Raw genomic sequence first — 19,118 nt, 5'->3', positions numbered from 1 at the left:
AGCTCTTCAGCGCCGATGGTAGTCGGGGGTTTCCCCCTGTGAGAGTAGGACGCCGCCAAGCAAGCTTAAACCCAGCTCATTGAGCTGGGTTTTTTGTTTACTCAAGATCGAGAAAATCAAACAAATACAAACACCGAGGGCTTATACAGCCCATATACTGATTTCAAGTTTCGAAAAGATCTAAATAGTGTATACAATATCCGTTTTAAGGGGAGGCTAATTGTACGGAGGTGGAGAAGATGGACGAAACAGTTAAACTTAATCATACATGTGTGATTTGTGATCTAGAGAAGAATAGAGGCATTCATCTTTATACGAAATTCATATGCTTAGATTGTGAGAGAAAAGTAATTTCTACATCAACTTCTGATCCTGACTATGCGTTTTATGTAAAAAAACTAAAGAGCATTCATACACCGCCATTATATTCATAGACCTGAAAAGGTCTTTTTTTGTACTCTTAATAATAAAAAGAAGATGAAACTTGTTTAAGGATTGAACGTAGTAGATAATAATATTAAAACTGAGTATAGACACAGGAGTCGATTATCTCATGCAGAGATTTTTTCACTTTTTGATGTGGAGTTTAACTAGCAGTGCGACTTTTGTTTTCATTGGAATATTGAGCTTTTTTGGTTTAAACCAGTCGCTTTTTTTATCTATTGTTTATGGGCTTGCTTCTGGAGCAGCCGTATATATAGCTGGCATCTGGAATGCAAGACGGTTATTTCTTAAAAAGCATGAATTGACAGGAAGAGAGTATGCTTACATTAAGAAAAACTTAGAGGAAGCAAGGCAGAAAATGATCCGTCTTAGGAAAGCCTTGTTTCAGGCTAAAAGCATTCAAATGTTTAAGCAAAATGCAGAAATGCTAAGGATTGTGAGAAGGATTTATCTCCTCACCAAAAAAGAGCCAAAGCGGTTTTATCAGGCAGAACGATTTTTTTATCAAACTCTCGATTCGGTTGTTGAATTGACAGAGAAGTATGCTTTTCTATCATCTCACCCAAAAAAAAGCAAAGAACTGTCGATGTCGTTAAGTGAGACACGCATCACTCTTACTGAATTGACCAAGCGTTTAGAGGAAGATTTAACTCAAGCAATGGGTGATGAAATTGACGAGTTGCAGTTTGAATTAGACGCAGCAAAACATTCATTAAAGAAATAAGGGAAGAGGGTAAGAGCGATGAACCGAGACCAAAGCGACCTTCATATAGATGAATTATTGGCAGATCCTTTTGGTGGTAACATAGAGATACCAGGTTCGGAGGCTGTAAAAGCAGAGAAAGAGCAAGTACGGCTTGTTGATGTTCTTCCTGAGGAAAACAAGGAAAAAGCAATTCAGCTTGCTGGACAGATTGATCATAAAAATATGCAAAGCATTGTCTTATACGGTTCACAAGCTCAATCTAAACTGCTGAACTTTTCTCATGATATGATTAATCATGTTCAAAAGAAGGATGTCGGGGAGATTGGCGAAATACTTGGAGAGCTGATGAAAAAGCTGGAGCAAGTAAATCCTGATGATCTCCAATCTAAGAAAAAGGGTTTTTTGGCACGCATGTTTGGAAGAGTATCAAGTTCTCTTCAAGAGGTGCTGTCTAAATACCAAAAGACCAGTGTGCAGATAGACAGAATCAGCTTGAAGCTGGAGCACTCTAAAAATGCTTTAATCAGTGACAACAAGCTGTTAGAGCAGTTATATGAAAAAAATAAAGAATATTTTGCCGCGCTGAATGTTTATATTGCTGCAGGAGAACTGAAGCTGGAGGAATTAAAAACAAAAACGATTCCTGAACTGAAGCAACAGGCTGAATCGAGTGATCATAACCAAATGGCCGTTCAAGAGGTGAATGATTTAATTCAATTTGCTGACCGGTTAGATAAAAGGGTGCATGATTTGCTGCTGAGCAGGCAAATTACAATCCAAAGTGCACCGCAAATCAGGCTGATTCAAAATACAAACCAAGCGTTAGCTGAAAAGATTCAGTCATCCATTGTGACAGCGATTCCGTTATGGAAAAATCAAGTTGCCATTGCACTGACGCTTTTAAGGCAGCGCAATGCAGTGGATGCACAACAGAAAGTATCTGATACAACCAATGAGCTTTTGCTGAAAAATGCGGAGCTTTTAAAAACCAATACAATTGAAACTGCACGGGCAAATGAAAGAGGCCTTGTTGATATAGATACCTTGAAGAAGGTGCAGGAAAGCTTAATAAGCACGCTTGAAGAAACACTGACTATACAAGAAGAAGGACGAATCAAACGCCGTCAGGCAGAAGAAGAGCTCATGATGATGGAAGGCGACCTGAAGCAAAAGCTGCTTACAATAAAGGAAAGATAGTTACCAGTAAGTCTGGCTTTAAGTTCTGTCAGAGGCACGATATAATAAGGTGTAAGAAGACACATTCAAAGGATTGTTTTCATGAACACACCTTTATATAAAGCATTAATTCAACATGCGAGAAGAAATTCTCATTCATTTCATGTTCCGGGACATCACAATGGAGATGTCTTTTTTGATGACGCTAAGTCAATATTCGATCCGCTTCTCACCATTGATGTAACTGAACTGGCAGGACTGGATGATCTCCATCATCCTTCCGGGGTGATTAAGGAAGCTCAGGAGCTTGTCAGTCAATTATATGGATCGGCGGAAAGTTTTTTTCTGGTAAATGGTACGACTGTCGGAAACTTAGCGATGATTTTATCTGTTTGTGAACCTGGTGATACAATTCTGGTTCAAAGAAACTGTCATAAATCTGTATTTCATGCTGTTGATTTGGCCGGTGCTGAGCCGGTTTATCTTGCACCTGACGTTGATTCAGCGATGCATGTGCCTACGCATGTTCCGCTTGGAACAATTAAAGAGGCCCTGGCAGCATATCCAGATGCGAAAGGCTTGGTACTGACCAATCCGACATATTACGGACATAGTGCTGATTTGACTGAGATCATTACTGAAGCCCATCATTACGGGATTCCTGTTTTGGTCGATGAAGCGCATGGCGCACATTTTATTTTAGGTGAGCCTTTTCCGGTCTCAGCTTTAAAAATGGGGGCAGATATTGTTGTTCAGTCGGCCCACAAAACGCTGCCTGCCATGACGATGGGTTCTTATTTGCATCTCAACACCAGCTGCAGGATTAACAGGGATCGGGTGGCAGAGTATTTAAACCGATTACAAAGCAGCAGCCCGTCTTATCCGATTATGGCTTCGTTAGATATTGCCCGCGCTTATGTACAGCATATTATAGAAGAACAAAAGCTTTCTGACATTCTGCAGCGGATACAAACACTTAAACAAACGTTTGATTCACTTACAAATGCAGAAGCTGTTAACCCTGCTAATCCACTGATCATCACGGATCCGCTGAAGCTCACAATTCGTTCAAAACGCGGGCATTCTGGCTATACGCTGCAAAGCATATTAGAGCGTGCCAACATATTCACTGAGCTTGCTGATGAAAATCAAGTACTGCTCGTTCTCCCATTGGGAGGAAAACGGAGAATAAATGCTGAAACCATTAGAAGCATCGATGAAGAGATTGAGAAAACGCCTCCGGATCAGGCGTTTGTTTCTGCAGAATGGAGTGTGCAGCCTGTTACTGTCTTGCCTTATCCAAAAAAGGTCTTACATTCGTTTAAGAAAGAATATGTGAGCTTTGAGGAAGCAGCTGGCCGGCTGAATGCAGAAGATATCATCCCTTATCCTCCGGGTATCCCGATGATTATGGCGGGAGAAAGAATAACAAAAGAAAGTGTGCAAAAGCTCAGCCGCTTGATCAGCATGAAAACGCATGTTCAAGGGAATATGAAAATCAAAGAGAAACAACTACTTGTTTATATAGAAGAGGAGAAATCATGAGCTGTTTATTTATTACATTCGAAGGTCCTGAAGGTGCAGGAAAAACGACTGTTCTGCAGGAGATCAAAAACATACTGACAGCAGAAGGCCTTCAGGTTATGGCAACTCGAGAGCCAGGCGGAATAGATATTGCAGAACAAATTCGAGAGGTTATTCTGAATGAGAACAATACATTAATGGACCCAAAAACAGAAGCTCTCTTATATGCGGCTGCAAGACGCCAGCATTTAGTTGAAAAAGTAAAACCTGCTTTAGAACAGGGGTTTATCGTTCTTTGCGACAGATTCATAGACAGTTCTCTTGCGTATCAAGGATATGCAAGAGGACTTGGAATTGATGAGGTTCTGTCCATTAATGAATTTGCCATTGGAGATATGATGCCCCATGTAACGGTTTATTTTTCAATTGATCCGGAAGAAGGACTGAAGCGTATTTACGCAAACGGCTCACGGGAGAAAAACAGGCTCGATTTAGAAAAACTGGACTTTCATACAAAAGTACAAGAAGGTTATCAAGAGCTGATAAAGCGATTTCCGGAAAGATTTCATTCAGTTGATGCCGGGCAATCCAAAGACCTCGTCGTTCAGGATGTTCTAAAGGTGATCGATGAAGCGTTGAAAAAAATTCAATTGTGACCTGTTTCCCAATAGTTGATATAATAATGTAAACGAGATCACGTTGTTTCCAATCTAAAGGAGGCCTTCACAGATGAAATTGATAGTGGCAGTTGTACAAGATCAGGACAGCAACAGACTTTTGAAAACCTTAACGGATCACAACTTCAGAGTCACAAAGCTTGCGACGACAGGAGGATTTCTTAAATCAGGCAATACAACGTTTATGATCGGTGTCGAGGATATACGCGTCAATAAAGCGTTGAGTCTCATTAAAGAAAACGGGCAGAAACGTGATCAGATGATTGCCCCTGTATCTCCAATGGGCGGAAATGCTGATTCCTATGTCCCTTATCCAGTCGAAGTTGAAGTTGGCGGAGCGACAGTATTTGTCCTTCCAGTCGATGAATTTCATCAATTTTAAGGATCTGAAACTGTGAAAATTAATAAAGATATACGTACATTTATAGATAATAAACAGATTCCCTCTGTGAAAACATCTGAGATCACGGCATCGTTTAAAACATCAATGGAAAACCAAAGCAGCAAAATGAAGCTTGATCAGCTTACCAGGCTGTTATCTGATATAGAAGCATTCGGAAAAAGGCTAACGAAATCTCGGAATTTTAAAGACTTAGCGAGATTTAAAGGACTTGTGAAACGTTTTGTCAAAGAAGCTGTGGACAGCGGCCTTTCACATGAAACATCGAAAAGCTTTGATCTTTACGGGAACAGCAGAACGCTGGGACTTGTGAAAGAAATAGATGACAAATTGATACAGCTTACGGAAGAGATGATGGATCAGGAAAAACCGGCAATTGATTTGCTGGAGCGTATTGGCGAAATAAAAGGTTTATTAATTAACCTTTACACATAGAGAGTGATACAATGGCAATATCCTGGAAGGAAATGAACGAGCTTCAGCCCAGAGTGATGAAGCTTTTATATAATAGTATTGAGAAGGACAGACTATCACACGCTTATTTGTTTGAGGGAAAAAAAGGAACAGGCAAGCTTGATGCCGCACTGCTTCTTGCAAAAAGCTTCTTTTGTCTGGAGGATGGCGCGGAGCCTTGTGAGAGCTGCCGAAACTGTAAACGGATAGAGTCAGGGAACCATCCTGATCTCCATCTTGTTCAGCCTGATGGCTTATCAATCAAAAAGGCGCAAATTCAAGCGCTCCAAGAAGAGTTTTCTAAGACAGGACTTGAATCGCATAAAAAGCTGTATATTATTTCGCACGCAGATCAAATGACAGCAAATGCGGCGAACAGCCTGCTGAAATTTTTAGAAGAACCGAACAAAGACACAATGGCCGTCCTCATCACTGAGCAGCCCCAAAGGTTATTGGATACCATCATTTCAAGATGCCAAACCCTTCCTTTTCAGCCTTTGCAGCCGAAAGCAATTGAAGATAGACTGATCGAACAGGACGTCTCGCCTCATATGGCAAGGCTTCTGGCCAACATGACCAATAATGTAGCAGAAGCAGTCGAATTAAGTCGAAATGATGAGTTTGCAGAGTCTAGAGCGAAAGTGATAAAATTGTATGAAGTCCTACACCAGCGGAAAGGACATGCTTTTTTCTTTATTCAAGATCAATGGATGCCCTTTTTCAAAGAAAAAACCCATCAAGAAATGGGTCTTGATATGCTCTTATTGATATATCGTGATGTGTTGTCCATCCAAATAGGAAATGAAGATAAATTGATTTATCAAGACTTATTCCAATCAATAAAACAGCATGCGCTACAATCAACACAACAAAGCGTTACGAATCAGATACTTGCTGTTTTAGAAGCAAAGAAACGGCTTCATTCCAATGTGAATGTACAAGGATTAATGGAGCACTTGGTGTTAATGTTGCAGGAGGGATAAGCTTGTACAATGTAATTGGTGTCCGCTTTAAGAAAGCGGGTAAAATATATTATTTTGATCCGAATGGATTTCATATAGAACATGACAGCTGCGTAATTGTAGAAACTGTCAGAGGCGTTGAGTACGGCCAGGTCGTAATTGCAAATAAACAGGTGGATGAGCATGATGTGGTGCTTCCCCTTCGAAAAGTGATACGTGTTGCTGACGAACGCGATCTTCTCATTGTAGAAGAAAATAAACAGGAAGCACTATCAGCATTTGATATCTGCCAAAAGAAAGTGATTGAGCATGGCTTGGATATGAAGTTGGTCGATGTTGAATTCACCTTTGATCGCAATAAAGTCATTTTTTACTTCACTGCTGACGGCCGAGTCGACTTTAGAGAGCTTGTAAAGGATTTGGCTTCTATCTTTAAGACAAGAATTGAGCTGCGCCAAATCGGAGTGAGGGATGAGGCAAAAATGCTCGGAGGAATCGGTCCTTGCGGAAGAATGCTTTGCTGTTCAACGTTTCTTGGAGATTTTGAACCCGTTTCCATTAAAATGGCCAAGGATCAGAACTTGTCTTTAAATCCTACGAAGATTTCGGGTCTTTGCGGACGATTGATGTGCTGTCTAAAATATGAGAACGATGAGTATGAGACGGCAAAAGAACAGCTTCCGGATATAGGAGAAATGATAACGACAGCAAACGGTCCCGCGAAGGTCGTCGGACTAAATATTCTGGAACGGGTGCTTCAGGTGGAACTGATAAACCGTGAAAAAGTGATAGAATATACTTGGGAAGAGCTCTTGGAAGAGGGCGTCGTATCCGCACAAACCACAGATTAACGAGGTGTGGAACCTTGGATAAAAAAGAGTTATTTGATACAGTCATTAACTTAGAAGAACAAATTGGTTCACTGTACCGGCAGCTGGGGGATTTGAAGCAGCATATCGGTGAGATGATTGAGGAAAATCATCATTTACAGCTTGAAAACAAGCATTTGCGCAAACGGCTGGACGATACGACGCAGCAGATTGAAAAGTTCAAAGCTGATAAAAAAGAATCAAAAACACAGAAGACAGAGCAAACTGATATAGGGGAAGGATATGATAATCTGGCACGTCTGTATCAAGAAGGATTTCATATCTGCAATGTCCACTATGGAAGTGTTCGAAAAGAGGATTGTCTTTTCTGTCTGTCATTCTTAAATAAAAAATAGGGAAAAGGCTTCCGCATAAGACGGGAGCCTTTTTCAAAGGTACTGAAAGGATAAGAAGATGGTTTCATTACATGATGATGAAAGATTAGACTATTTGCTGGCAGAGGACATGAAAATCATACAAAGCCCAACAGTGTTTGCTTTTTCGTTGGACGCTGTGCTTCTGTCCAAATTTGCGTACGTTCCGATTCAAAAAGGGAAAATCGTTGATTTATGCACCGGCAATGGTATTGTGCCGCTGCTGCTCAGTACAAGATCAAAAGCAGACATTCTGGGAGTCGAAATACAAGAAAGGCTGCATGATATGGCTGTTCGCAGCGTGGAGTATAATAAGCTGCAGGATCAGATTCAGTTCATACATGATGACCTGAAAAACATGCCGGAGAAACTTGGACATAATCGATATGATGTTGTCACCTGCAATCCGCCGTATTTTAAAACACCGAAACAAACTGAACAAAACATGAATGAGCATCTCCGAATTGCAAGACATGAAATCCACTGCACACTGGAGGATGTCATTTCAGTCAGCAGCAAGCTGCTCAAGCAAGGGGGAAAAGCAGCTCTTGTTCACCGGCCGGGAAGGCTTCTAGAGATTTTTGAACTGATGAAGGCTTATCAAATCGAGCCAAAACGTGTACAATTTGTCTATCCGAAGCAAGGGAAAGAAGCCAATACCATTTTGGTTGAAGGTATCAAAGGCGGGCGCCCGGATTTAAAAATTCTTCCTCCTTTATTCGTTTATGATGAACAAAATGAATATACAAAAGAAATCAGGACCATTTTATATGGAGACAAATAACCATTTCTTCTACGTCGTGAAATGTAAGGACAATAGCTGGTATGCCGGGTATACCAACGATCTGCATAAACGAGTGAAAACACACAATGATGGAAAGGGCGCAAAGTACACTAAAGTAAGACGTCCGGTTGAATTAATTTTTGCCGAGAGCTTTTCAACAAAGCGGGAAGCTATGCAGGCGGAATATTATTTCAAAAAACTAACTCGAAAGAAAAAAGAGCTTTATATAGAAGAAAAGCGGAACACCAAGGAGGCTGTATATGTTAAGGCGGCAAATGAGCTTTAATGGAAAGTCGGACATGGGAATTCTTTACTTGGTCCCAACCCCAATCGGAAATCTAGAGGACATGACATTCCGGGCGATCGACACGCTGAAATCAGTGGATGCGATTGCTGCGGAAGATACGAGGCAAACGAAAAAGCTTTGTCATGTATATGAAATTGAAACACCGCTCGTCAGCTATCACGAACACAATAAAGAAAGCAGTGGGCACAAAATTATTGAATGGCTGAAATCGGGAAAAAACATTGCTCTTGTCAGTGATGCCGGTCTGCCGACGATTTCTGATCCCGGAGCGGAAATTGTAAAGGATTTTACGGATATAGGCGGTTATGTTGTTCCGTTGCCGGGAGCAAATGCTGCATTAACAGCTCTTATTGCTTCAGGTATTGTACCGCAGCCTTTTTTCTTTTACGGTTTTCTCAACAGACAGAAAAAAGAAAAGAAGAAGGAGCTTGAAGCCCTTAAAAAACGGCGGGAAACGATCATTTTTTATGAAGCGCCTCACAGATTGAAGGAAACCTTGTCAGCGATGGCAGAGATATTAGGAGATCGGGAAATCGCTGTAACACGTGAACTCACTAAGAAATATGAAGAGTTTATCCGAGGAACCATATCTGAGGTCATTGGTTGGGCAAACGAGGATCAGATACGCGGCGAGTTTTGTCTTGTCGTAGAAGGAAGTAATAATGAAGAGGTAGATGAGGAAGAACAATGGTGGGAAACCCTCACTGCGAAAGAACATGTCGAGCATTACATCTTGAAAGGCGCTACGTCTAAAGAAGCCATTAAAAAAGCAGCAGTCGATCGCAATGTACCAAAGCGTGAAGTGTACGATGCTTACCATATTAAGCAATAAAAAAACGTTCTTGTGTCATAACAAGAACGTTTTTTGTACAAGAAATGATTATTTAAGGTTTTGAAGCTGGTTTTGGATTTCGCTGATGATTTGCTCAGCGCCTTCTTTACTAAGAACCAATTTACCGCCTGCAAGTTTAAGGTTATCATCAGAAACTTCACCAGTTACTTGGCAAGTCATGTTTGGTTTATATTTTTTAAGGATGATTTTTTCATCATCAACATAGATTTCAAGAGCATCTTTTTCTGCGATTCCAAGAGTACGACGCAGTTCGATAGGAATAACTACACGTCCTAATTCATCAACTTTACGTACAATACCAGTAGATTTCATAAACATTCTCCTCCCAAGAGATACTTATTTGTTTAAATTATATTTTTCTTCGTCATTATTCGACAAAATCCTTACCTTCATAGCATAACAAGGTTTCCAATAATCGTCAATCATTTTGTTTACTATTGATTGTAAGAATTAGTTCTTATAGTCAGTAATGTCTTAGAAACTACCGAAATAACAGCATTTTATAAATATTTAATAAAGCTATTATCCTACTAAAAATCCTTTTAAATCAAGACTTTCGAACCAAAGTTTTTTATTTCATTTGATTATATACGACAAAATTCGACACGAACAGACTTTTTTTATTTTCATTAAAGATTTTTAATTTTAATTATTCTTTTTCAGGGCGTATGTATATATTCTTGATCTTAAAGGCTAAGATGGTATCATAGATAAAGGATAAATATAAATAATATTCATATATGATTTGCACTTATCGCCGCTCTCGTCCTTTGGGCGGGAGCTTTTTGACATTCTGATTAGGAGGTTTCAAGATGCCGCAAGAAAACAATACATTTTACATTACAACACCGATTTATTATCCGAGCGGAAAATTACATATCGGCCATGCATATACGACAGTCGCGGGAGATGCAATGGCACGTTACAAAAGATTAAAAGGGTTCGATGTTCGCTATTTAACGGGAACGGACGAGCATGGACAAAAGATCCAGCAAAAAGCTGAACAGGAAAACATTACACCTCAGGAGTATGTGGATCGCGCAGCGGCAGATATTCAAAAACTGTGGAAGCAGCTTGAAATCTCAAACGACGACTTTATCCGCACGACAGAAAAACGGCATAAAGTTGTCATTGAAAAGGTGTTTCAAAAGCTTCTTGATAACGGGGACATCTATCTTGATGAGTATGAAGGCTGGTACAGCATCCCTGATGAAACGTTCTACACGGAAACTCAGCTCGTTGATATTGAGCGGAATGAAAAGGGAGAGGTCATCGGCGGGAAAAGCCCTGACAGCGGTCACCCAGTTGAATTGATCAAAGAGGAATCTTATTTCTTCCGCATGGGGAAATACGCGGATCGTCTTCTGAAATACTATGAAGAAAACCCGACATTCATTCAGCCAGAATCACGCAAAAACGAAATGATTAATAACTTTATCAAACCTGGACTTGAGGATTTGGCAGTATCACGTACCACTTTTGATTGGGGCGTGAAGGTGCCGGAAAATCCAAAGCATGTTGTATATGTTTGGATTGACGCACTATTTAACTATTTAACGGCACTCGGTTATGATACAGAAAATGATGAGCTTTATCAAAAATATTGGCCTGCCGATGTTCATTTAGTCGGTAAGGAGATTGTACGATTCCATACTATTTACTGGCCAATTATGCTGATGGCGCTGGATCTTCCGCTGCCAAAGCAAGTATTCGCGCATGGCTGGCTTTTGATGAAAGACGGAAAAATGTCGAAATCAAAAGGAAACGTTGTAGATCCGGTTACATTAATTGAACGCTATGGTTTAGACGAGCTTCGCTATTACCTGCTTCGTGAAGTGCCGTTCGGATCTGACGGTGTTTTCACGCCGGAAGGATTTGTTGAGCGAATCAACTATGATTTAGCGAATGATTTAGGAAATCTATTGAATCGTACTGTTGCGATGATCAATAAGTATTTTGACGGACAAATCGGTTCTTACAAAGGTGCTGTTACGGAATTTGACCAAACGCTCACTTCCGTTGCTGAAGAAACAGTGAAAGCTTATGAGAAAGCAATGGAAAATATGGAGTTCTCGGTAGCACTTTCGACTTTATGGCAGCTCATCAGCCGCACAAACAAATACATTGATGAGACAGCTCCATGGGTGCTTGCGAAAGATCCGGCAAAAGAAGAAGAATTGCGATCAGTTATGTATCACCTCGCTGAATCATTGCGTATTTCAGCGGTACTGCTTCAGCCATTCTTAACAAAAACACCTGAAAAAATGTTCGAGCAGCTAGGTATTACTGATGAATCTTTAAAAGCTTGGGACAGCATTACAGCTTTCGGCCAGCTGAAAGATACAAAAGTACAAAAAGGTGATCCATTGTTCCCTCGTTTAGAGGCAGAAGAAGAAATTGCTTACATCAAAGGGAAAATGCAAGGTTCAGCACCATCGAAAGAAGAAACAAAAGAAGAAGAGCCGCAAGAGGTCGATCGTTTACCTGAAATTACGATTGATCAATTCATGGATGTAGAGCTTCGCGTAGCTGAGGTCATTGAGGCAGAGCCAGTGAAAAAAGCAGACCGTTTATTGAAGCTGCAGCTCGATCTTGGTTTTGAAAAGCGCCAAGTGGTATCCGGCATTGCGAAGCATTATACGCCTGAAGAGCTTGTTGGAAAAAAACTCGTTTGTGTAACAAATCTAAAACCGGTTAAACTCAGAGGAGAGCTTTCTCAAGGTATGATCCTTGCAGGAGAAGCAGACGGCGTTTTAAAGGTCGTGTCTATCGATCAGTCGTTACCAAAAGGCACAAGAATTAAATAATGATAAAACAAAAGGTGTTTCACGTGTAACAATTCGTCGAACACCTTTTGTGTTTCGACAAGAAAGGAGTTTTTCACTTATGTTGTTTGACACACACGCGCATTTAAATGCAGAACAATATGATACTGATCTTGAAGAGGTTATTGAACGGGCAAAAGCTGAAAAAGTTGAACGAATTGTCGTAGTTGGTTTTGACCGTCCGACGATTACCCGTGCGATGGAAATGATTGAGGAATATGATTTTATTTATGCAGCCATTGGCTGGCACCCTGTTGACGCTATTGACATGACAGAGGAAGACTTAGCGTGGATTAAAGAGCTTTCTGCTCATGAGAAAGTGGTAGCGATAGGGGAAATGGGACTGGATTATCATTGGGATAAATCACCTAAAGATATTCAAAAAGAGGTGTTTAGAAAACAAATCGCCTTAGCGAAAGAGGTCAATTTGCCTATTATCATTCATAACCGTGATGCAACGGAGGATGTCGTGACCATTTTGAAAGAGGAAGGCGCAGAAGCTGTGGGCGGAATCATGCACTGCTTTACAGGAAGTGCGGAAGTGGCAAGAGAATGCATGAAAATGAATTTTTATTTATCATTTGGGGGACCGGTGACATTTAAAAATGCGAAGAAACCGAAGGAAGTAGTGAAGGAAATTCCCAATGACCGGCTGCTGATTGAAACGGACTGCCCGTTTCTCACACCGCACCCTTTCCGCGGGAAAAGAAATGAGCCAAGCTATGTGAAATATGTGGCAGAACAAATCGCCGAATTAAAAGAAATGACCTTTGAAGAGATTGCTTCCATCACGACTAAAAATGCGAAAAGACTTTTCCGTATAAACTGACAAAAAACGCTAGCGGGTTTTGTAAGAGCTTGTCCCTTACAGCGTTTTTCTATAAAAGTTCTACATGCTTTCTTCTCCTCATAGGATAGGTTTGTCGACAAGTCTTTCTTCCGTTTCTCAGTGTATTTCAGGATAATGAAGAAGACACTGAGCTTTTGGGAGAAAGAGAAGGGAGGGTTGACAGCCTTTTAGATACTCTATATAATCTCTCCGAGGAGAAGGAGGCGTTTTTCATCACACAAAAAATGAAAAAGCTGTTTTCCGTAAAGCTTAGCAAAAGCAAAGTCATTCTGGTTGCTGCTTGTTTGCTTTTGGCAGGAAGCGGGACTGCGTACGCGGCTCATGAGCTGACGAAACAATCAGTCTCAGTTTCTATCAATGGCAAAAAGAAACATATACGCACACATGCAAATACAGTCGGTGATCTTTTGGGGACGCTTGATATAAAGACAAGAGACGAAGACAAGATCACACCTGCTAAACAGACAAAGATAACAGCAGACATGGACGTTGTGTATGAGGCTGCAAAACCTGTGAAGCTTACAATAAACGGGGAAGAAAAGACATTATGGTCAACAGCAAAAACGGTCGGTGCATTACTGGACGAACAAGATGTTGATGTGAAAGAACAAGATCAAATTGATCCCGCAATAGATACAGATATTTCGAAAGACATGAAGATTAACATAGAGCCCGCATTTCAGGTTACTGTGAATGATGCAGGGAAACAAAAGAAGATCTGGACGACTTCGACTACGGTCGCTGACTTTTTAAAACAGCAAAAGATGAACATAAAAGACGAAGATAAAATCAAGCCTGCGTTAGATGCAAAGCTGACGAAAGGAAAGGCTGATATTACAATTACTCGTATCGAAAAGGTCACCGATGTAGTTGAAGAGAAGATTGCGTTCGATGTGAAAAAGCAAGAAGACGCTTCTCTTGAAAAAGGGAAAGAAAAGGTCGTCCAAAAAGGAAAAGAAGGCAAGCTAAAAAAACATTTCGAAGTCGTTAAAGAAAACGGTAAAGAAGTGTCCAGAGAGCTTGTAAAAGAAGAAACAGCTGAACAAAGCAAAGATAAAGTGATTGCTGTCGGCACAAAGCAAAGCAGTCCAAAAGTTGAAACGGTCAGTGCTTCAGGTGATTCAAAAACAGTTGTGTCCCGCAGCAATGAATCAACAGGCAAAGTCATGACTGTATCATCTACGGCTTATACGGCAAGCTGCAGCGGTTGTTCAGGACATACAGCGACAGGCGTCAATTTAAAAAATAATCCGAATGCCAAAGTCATCGCTGTGGATCCAAATGTCATTCCGCTAGGCTCCAAAGTCCACGTGGAAGGCTATGGATATGCTATTGCTGCAGATACCGGTTCAGCGATTAAAGGGAACAAGATAGACGTCTTTTTCCCAGAGAAATCATCGGCGTACCGATGGGGAAATAAAACAGTCAAAATTAAAATCTTAAATTAGTATATACTTATGTATTCAGAGGGTTTTGCGCCCTCTGTTTTTTTCGTTATAATAGACAAAGTGCATTTTCTGCTTATTAGACGCTCGATATAAGAAAAAGTTTCATGAATATACAAAAGTTTTTATTTTGTCTTGGAGGAAATAATGAAAATTAAAGAGATCATTGTGGTCGAGGGGCGTGATGATACGGCCCGCATCAAATTGGCTGTTGATGCAGACACAATTGAAACAAATGGTTCAGCCATCGATGATCATGTGATTGACCAAATCCGTTTGGCCCAGAAGACCAGAGGCGTCATTGTTTTAACGGATCCGGACTTTCCGGGAGAGAAGATTCGCAAAACCATCTCAGAGGCTGTACCCGGCTGTAAGCATGCATTTTTGCCAAAACATCTTGCCAAACCTAAAAACAAGCGGGGAATTGGTGTGGAGCATGCATCGGTTGAAAGCATTAGGGCATGTTTAGAAAATGTGCATGAGGAGATGGAAGCGCAGCCGAGTGACATTTCAGCTGAGGATTTGATTCATGCCGGACTAATAGGCGGACCTGCGGCCAAACGCCGCCGGGAACGACTGGGTGATCTGTTGAAAATCGGCTATACAAATGGCAAACAGCTTCAAAAGCGGCTGCAAATGTTTCAAATTAAAAAAAGTGATTTTATGAGTGCGCTCGATACCGTTATGCGGGAGGAACAGAATGAATAAAGATATTGCGACACCGATTAGAACGAAAGAGATACTGAAGAAATACGGTTTTTCTTTTAAAAAGAGCCTAGGACAGAATTTCTTAATTGATACGAACATTTTAAACAGAATTGTCGATCACGCGGAAGTGACGGAGAAAACAGGTGTCATTGAAATCGGCCCGGGAATCGGGGCTTTAACCGAACAGCTTGCCAAGCGGGCGAAAAAGGTCGTGGCATTTGAGATTGACCAGCGATTATTGCCGATTCTGAAGGATACGCTGTCACCTTACGACAATGTTACTGTCATTCATCATGACGTGTTAAAGGCTGATGTCAAATCGGTCATTGAAGAACAATTTCAAGATTGTGATGAGATCATGGTAGTTGCCAACCTTCCTTATTACGTAACAACACCGATTATCATGAAACTGCTTGAAGAACATCTTCCGCTGAAAGGGATTGTGGTCATGCTGCAAAAAGAAGTGGCTGAGCGCATGGCGGCTGATCCTTCATCTAAGGAATACGGCTCGCTTTCAATCGCGGTGCAGTTTTATACAGAAGCCAAAACGGTGATGATCGTTCCGAAAACCGTATTTGTTCCTCAGCCTAATGTCGATTCCGCAGTCATCCGTCTGATTCTCCGAGACGGCCCGGCAGTGGACGTGGAAAACGAATCCTTTTTCTTTCAGCTCATCAAGGCAAGCTTTGCACAGCGCCGTAAAACGCTGCTCAATAACTTAGTTAACAATCTGCCTGAAGGAAAAGCGCAAAAATCAACGATTGAGCAAGTGCTCGAAGAAACAAATATTGACGGTAAGCGCCGAGGTGAATCCCTGTCTATTGAGGAGTTCGCAGCGCTGTCTAACGGATTGTATAAAGCCCTTTTCTAAAAGGGCTTTTTGTTTTGCGCACCACATGGACTGCCGCTACATAGGCTAGAGAAGGACCTTTCATTCAATGATAAGAAAAAACTTGGACTCAGCGAAAAAAGGCGCTTTCTCAAGGCTCTTTCTTTCATGATGAGGCTTAGTCTATGTGTGGAGTGAGGAACGTGCAATTTCAAATAGGGGATATGGTAGCCAGAAAATCCTATCAGATGGATGTTTTGTTTCGAATTATAGGAATAGAGCAAACAAGCAAAGGAAATTCAATTGCCATTTTGCATGGAGATGAAGTCAGGCTGATTGCTGATTCGGATTTTTCTGATCTGGTGGCAGTGAAAAAGGATGAGCAGATGATGCGGAAAAAGAAAGATGAGAGCAGAATGAATGAGTCGCTCGAATTACTCCGCCAAGATTATAAGCTGCTCAGAGAAAAGCAGGAGTACTATGCGACAAGCCAATATCAGCATCAGGAGCATTATTTCCATATGCCGGGCAAAGTGCTTCATCTGGATGGTGACGAAGCATATCTGAAAAAATGCCTGAATGTCTATAAAAAAATTGGAGTGCCGGTCTATGGCATCCATTGCCATGAAAAGAAAATGTCTGCTTCTATTGAAGAATTGCTCGACAAATATCGACCTGATATCCTGGTGATCACAGGGCATGATGCGTATTCGAAGCAAAAGGGCGGCATTGATGATTTGAATGCGTACAGACATTCTAAGCACTTTGTTGAAACTGTTCAAACAGCCCGAAAAAAGATCCCTCACTTAGATCAGCTTGTTATTTTTGCGGGGGCCTGCCAATCCCATTTTGAATCACTCATCAGAGCGGGTGCGAATTTTGCAAGTTCACCGTCAAGAGTCAATATTCATGCGCTTGATCCGGTATATATCGTCGCGAAGATCAGCTTTACGCCGTTTATGGAACGGATTAATGTATGGGAAGTGCTCCGTAATACGCTGACAAGAGAGAAAGGGCTTGGAGGTATTGAAACAAGAGGAGTTCTGAGAATTGGTATGCCTTATAAGTCCAATTAACAGTTGAAAACCTGCATAGGAGAGCTATGCGGGTTTTTTATTTTACATAATGATACATAATTTACCGAAACTTGCGGAACATAATTGAGGAATCATAGAATTTTGTCAAAATAATTTTATTGACAACGTCTTATTAACGTTGATATAATTTAAATTTTATTTGACAAAAATGGGCTCGTGTTGTACAATAAATGTAGTGAGGTGGATGCAATGGCGAAGACGTTGTCCGATATTAAAAGATCGCTTGATGGGAATTTAGGTAAAAGGCTGACGTTAAAAGCAAACGGTGGCCGCCGAAAAACGATTGAGCGTTCGGGCATTTTAGCTGAGACGTACCCTTCTGTTTTTGTGATACAACTAGATCAAGACGAGAACTCGTTTGAAAGAGTTTCATACAGTTATGCTGATATTTTGACTGAGACTGTTGAGCTGACATTTAATGATGACGCCGCAAGCTCAGTGGCATTTTAACGGGCAGTGAACCTTTTGTTTACTGCTTTTTGTTTTGCCCTTTTTTGGTTTCCAGTAATTTTAACGAAAGTTCCATCTGATTTAACAAAAGATAAAACAGTCACATATTATCGTGACGTGCACGAATGGCTATCACTTCTAAAAAAGGGGTTGTTTCGTTTGGGCAGACGTCGTGGAGTTATGTCAGATGAGTTTAAATATGAGCTTGCTAAAGACCTTGGTTTTTATGACACAGTAAAAAATGGCGGCTGGGGCGAAATTCGGGCTCGCGATGCCGGTAACATGGTAAAGCGCGCTATAGAAATCGCCGAACAGCAAATGGCTCAGAATCAGAATAACCGATAAGGATGTGACCCGGGGGACGTGCTGTTCCCTGGTTTTTTTATTTTGGATATAAATACATAATGGGCTGAATATGGATATGTTCATCCTGTACTTCAAATGTGATACAATGTTCATACTTATGTTTAGATGGAGAAGTAGGTGAAAGCTATGCGTATTTTAGAAAAAGCGCCAGCTAAGATCAATCTGTCACTTGACGTCACCCGAAAACGCCCGGATGGCTATCATGAAGTCGAAATGATCATGACGACAATTGATTTAGCTGATCGAATTGAATTGACGGAGCTTGCAGAGGATGAAGTGAGGGTTTCCTCCCACAACCGATTTGTGCCTGATGACCAAAGAAACTTAGCTTATCAGGCTGCCAAGCTGATCAAGGACAGATACAACGTGAAAAAGGGAGTTTCCATCATGATTACGAAGGTAATTCCGGTGGCTGCCGGTCTTGCCGGCGGAAGCAGTGATGCGGCGGCGACACTCAGAGGGCTGAACAGACTGTGGAATTTAAATCTGTCCGCGGAAACGCTTGCTGAGCTTGGAGCGGAAATTGGCTCTGACGTTTCATTTTGTGTCTATGGCGGAACTGCATTAGCAACAGGGCGCGGCGAGAAAATTAAACATATAAGCACGCCTCCGCACTGCTGGGTCATTTTAGCGAAGCCGACAATCGGTGTTTCAACTGCTGAAGTGTACAGAGCGCTGAAACTGGATGGTATAGAGCATCCCGATGTACAAGGCATGATCGAGGCGATAGAAGAGAAGAGTTTTCAGAAGATGTGCAGCCGTTTAGGCAATGTGCTTGAATCTGTTACACTCGACATGCATCCTGAAGTTGCGATGATTAAAAACCAGATGAAACGCTTTGGTGCAGATGCCGTGTTAATGAGCGGGAGCGGCCCGACAGTATTTGGACTGGTTCAGTATGAGTCGAAGGTGCAGAGAATTTATAACGGGTTAAGAGGCTTCTGCGATCAAGTTTATGCGGTGAGAATGATCGGCGAACAGAACGCTCTTGATTAAATCCGTATGTTAAGTTATATTGA

Annotated in this window: 23 protein-coding genes; 22 read left to right on the top strand and 1 reads right to left on the bottom strand. The window is 41.2% G+C overall.

Annotation, left to right across the window (positions count from 1 at the left end; all coding sequences use genetic code 11):
- Nucleotides 1-239 precede the first annotated feature (239 nt).
- The 13 genes from csfB (at nt 240) to rsmI (ending at nt 9,508) form a co-directional block, all read left to right on the top strand.
- On the top strand, nt 240-434 hold the full coding sequence (csfB, locus tag FB592_RS20370; protein ID WP_021479735.1) for an anti-sigma-G factor: 195 nt from the start codon (nt 240-242) through the stop codon (nt 432-434).
- 119 nt (nt 435-553) lie between these two features.
- Nucleotides 554-1,168 (top strand): 5-bromo-4-chloroindolyl phosphate hydrolysis family protein, encoded by a 615-nt coding sequence (locus FB592_RS20365; protein WP_015253019.1) that lies wholly within the window; start codon nt 554-556, stop codon nt 1,166-1,168.
- 18 nt (nt 1,169-1,186) lie between these two features.
- Nucleotides 1,187-2,347 (top strand): toxic anion resistance protein, encoded by a 1,161-nt coding sequence (locus FB592_RS20360; RefSeq protein ID WP_015715091.1) that lies wholly within the window; start codon nt 1,187-1,189, stop codon nt 2,345-2,347.
- An 81-nt stretch (nt 2,348-2,428) separates the two neighbouring features.
- Nucleotides 2,429-3,871 (top strand): aminotransferase class I/II-fold pyridoxal phosphate-dependent enzyme, encoded by a 1,443-nt coding sequence (locus FB592_RS20355; RefSeq protein WP_141950092.1) that lies wholly within the window; start codon nt 2,429-2,431, stop codon nt 3,869-3,871.
- Nucleotides 3,868-4,506, top strand: coding sequence for a dTMP kinase (gene tmk / locus FB592_RS20350; RefSeq protein ID WP_103804200.1), 639 nt, complete (start codon nt 3,868-3,870; stop codon nt 4,504-4,506). Before FB592_RS20355 ends, tmk begins: the two co-directional genes overlap by 4 nt.
- A 73-nt stretch (nt 4,507-4,579) precedes the next feature.
- Nucleotides 4,580-4,909, top strand: coding sequence for a cyclic di-AMP receptor DarA (darA, locus tag FB592_RS20345; protein ID WP_003242755.1), 330 nt, complete (start codon nt 4,580-4,582; stop codon nt 4,907-4,909).
- 12 nt (nt 4,910-4,921) lie between these two features.
- Nucleotides 4,922-5,362 carry a YaaR family protein gene (locus tag FB592_RS20340; RefSeq protein ID WP_009966249.1) on the top strand — a complete coding sequence of 147 codons (441 nt, stop codon included), beginning with the start codon at nt 4,922-4,924 and terminating at the stop codon, nt 5,360-5,362.
- 11 nt (nt 5,363-5,373) lie between these two features.
- The gene (holB, locus tag FB592_RS20335; protein WP_003226770.1) at nt 5,374-6,363 is read left to right on the top strand and encodes a DNA polymerase III subunit delta'; all 990 of its coding nucleotides are present in this window, start codon (nt 5,374-5,376) and stop codon (nt 6,361-6,363) included.
- 2 nt (nt 6,364-6,365) lie between these two features.
- Nucleotides 6,366-7,193, top strand: coding sequence for a competence/sporulation regulator complex protein RicT (gene ricT / locus FB592_RS20330; RefSeq protein WP_003226767.1), 828 nt, complete (start codon nt 6,366-6,368; stop codon nt 7,191-7,193).
- Between the two features lie 14 nt (nt 7,194-7,207).
- Nucleotides 7,208-7,567, top strand: coding sequence for a replication initiation-control protein YabA (gene yabA / locus FB592_RS20325; protein WP_003218308.1), 360 nt, complete (start codon nt 7,208-7,210; stop codon nt 7,565-7,567).
- A 58-nt stretch (nt 7,568-7,625) separates the two neighbouring features.
- Nucleotides 7,626-8,369 carry a tRNA1(Val) (adenine(37)-N6)-methyltransferase gene (locus FB592_RS20320; RefSeq protein ID WP_070548342.1) on the top strand — a complete coding sequence of 248 codons (744 nt, stop codon included), beginning with the start codon at nt 7,626-7,628 and terminating at the stop codon, nt 8,367-8,369.
- Nucleotides 8,356-8,655 carry a GIY-YIG nuclease family protein gene (locus tag FB592_RS20315; protein ID WP_103804198.1) on the top strand — a complete coding sequence of 100 codons (300 nt, stop codon included), beginning with the start codon at nt 8,356-8,358 and terminating at the stop codon, nt 8,653-8,655. Before FB592_RS20320 ends, FB592_RS20315 begins: the two co-directional genes overlap by 14 nt.
- On the top strand, nt 8,630-9,508 hold the full coding sequence (gene rsmI / locus FB592_RS20310) for a 16S rRNA (cytidine(1402)-2'-O)-methyltransferase (protein ID WP_087614199.1): 879 nt from the start codon (nt 8,630-8,632) through the stop codon (nt 9,506-9,508). The genes FB592_RS20315 and rsmI overlap by 26 nt, the downstream gene beginning before the upstream one ends.
- A 48-nt stretch (nt 9,509-9,556) precedes the next feature.
- On the opposite strand, the gene abrB is transcribed toward rsmI, so the two are convergent.
- Nucleotides 9,557-9,847, bottom strand: coding sequence for a transition state genes transcriptional regulator AbrB (gene abrB / locus FB592_RS20305; protein WP_003226760.1), 291 nt, complete (start codon nt 9,845-9,847; stop codon nt 9,557-9,559).
- Between the two features lie 494 nt (nt 9,848-10,341).
- Here abrB and metG point away from each other — a divergent pair, with 494 nt between their 5' ends.
- The 9 genes from metG to ispE all read left to right on the top strand — a co-directional run bounded on the left by metG (nt 10,342) and on the right by ispE (nt 19,095).
- On the top strand, nt 10,342-12,336 hold the full coding sequence (metG, locus tag FB592_RS20300; protein WP_021479730.1) for a methionine--tRNA ligase: 1,995 nt from the start codon (nt 10,342-10,344) through the stop codon (nt 12,334-12,336).
- Between the two features lie 79 nt (nt 12,337-12,415).
- The gene (locus FB592_RS20295; RefSeq protein ID WP_049140368.1) at nt 12,416-13,183 is read left to right on the top strand and encodes a TatD family hydrolase; all 768 of its coding nucleotides are present in this window, start codon (nt 12,416-12,418) and stop codon (nt 13,181-13,183) included.
- 155 nt (nt 13,184-13,338) lie between these two features.
- The gene (locus FB592_RS20290; RefSeq protein WP_049140362.1) at nt 13,339-14,652 is read left to right on the top strand and encodes a ubiquitin-like domain-containing protein; all 1,314 of its coding nucleotides are present in this window, start codon (nt 13,339-13,341) and stop codon (nt 14,650-14,652) included.
- A 144-nt stretch (nt 14,653-14,796) separates the two neighbouring features.
- Complete coding sequence (gene rnmV / locus FB592_RS20285) at nt 14,797-15,357, top strand: ribonuclease M5 (protein ID WP_032725229.1); 561 nt, start codon at nt 14,797-14,799, stop codon at nt 15,355-15,357.
- Nucleotides 15,350-16,228 (top strand): 16S rRNA (adenine(1518)-N(6)/adenine(1519)-N(6))-dimethyltransferase RsmA, encoded by an 879-nt coding sequence (gene rsmA / locus FB592_RS20280; RefSeq protein WP_015253009.1) that lies wholly within the window; start codon nt 15,350-15,352, stop codon nt 16,226-16,228. Before rnmV ends, rsmA begins: the two co-directional genes overlap by 8 nt.
- A 161-nt stretch (nt 16,229-16,389) precedes the next feature.
- The gene (gene prtG / locus FB592_RS20275; RefSeq protein ID WP_014475574.1) at nt 16,390-17,262 is read left to right on the top strand and encodes a sporulation-specific protease PrtG; all 873 of its coding nucleotides are present in this window, start codon (nt 16,390-16,392) and stop codon (nt 17,260-17,262) included.
- Between the two features lie 210 nt (nt 17,263-17,472).
- Nucleotides 17,473-17,733 carry a biofilm formation stimulator Veg gene (gene veg / locus FB592_RS20270; protein ID WP_003218330.1) on the top strand — a complete coding sequence of 87 codons (261 nt, stop codon included), beginning with the start codon at nt 17,473-17,475 and terminating at the stop codon, nt 17,731-17,733.
- A 159-nt stretch (nt 17,734-17,892) separates the two neighbouring features.
- Nucleotides 17,893-18,078, top strand: a complete 186-nt coding sequence (locus FB592_RS20265; protein ID WP_003218333.1) for a small, acid-soluble spore protein, alpha/beta type — start codon at nt 17,893-17,895, stop codon at nt 18,076-18,078.
- A gap of 147 nt (nt 18,079-18,225) precedes the next feature.
- A complete protein-coding gene (ispE, locus tag FB592_RS20260; protein ID WP_003226742.1) occupies nt 18,226-19,095 on the top strand; it encodes a 4-(cytidine 5'-diphospho)-2-C-methyl-D-erythritol kinase in 870 nt (289 codons plus the stop codon).
- Nucleotides 19,096-19,118 lie beyond the last annotated feature (23 nt).

Origin of the sequence: Bacillus sp. SJZ110, assembly GCF_006715455.1 — a bacterium.
Classification (GTDB): domain Bacteria; phylum Bacillota; class Bacilli; order Bacillales; family Bacillaceae; genus Bacillus; species Bacillus subtilis.
This window is presented reverse-complemented; position numbering and strand designations above follow the sequence as displayed.